A 417-nucleotide genomic window follows, 5' to 3' on the forward strand; every position below is an offset into this window, starting at 1 on the left:
GGTGATAAAAGCAAGAGGGATACACCTGTACCCATGCCGAACACAGAAGTTAAGCCTCTTAACGCCGATGGTACTACGATGGAAACGTCGTGGGAGAGTAGGTAGTCGCCAAACAAACAAGTGGCGTACAAACCACTTAATGAGACCTTGAAGAATTTAATGTATTTTACGAGCGACGCTTCGAACGATAAAACCTTCATATTTAATTATTAAAAAGAAGGTTTTTGAAGTGAGGCTGAGCGAGTGAAAACATTAAATTCATAAAACAAGGGCTCATTTATTACCAATATTCCTAGGTAGCTCAATGGTGGAGCACTCGGCTGTTAACCGATAGGCTGTGGGTTCGAGTCCCACCCTGGGAGCCAAATGCCGGGGTGGCGGAACTGGCAGACGCACAGGACTTAAAATCCTGCGGTG

Annotated in this window: 1 tRNA gene and 1 rRNA gene; both read left to right on the plus strand. The window is 45.3% G+C overall.

What is annotated here, in order from left to right:
- Positions 1 to 114: ribosomal RNA gene (gene rrf / locus ACU68W_RS09275) — 5S ribosomal RNA — on the plus strand.
- 176 nt (positions 115 to 290) lie between these two features.
- Positions 291 to 365: transfer RNA gene (locus ACU68W_RS09280), tRNA-Asn, on the plus strand.
- Positions 366 to 417 lie beyond the last annotated feature (52 nt).

This window comes from Finegoldia sp. P2-F-LR, from assembly GCF_052932265.1.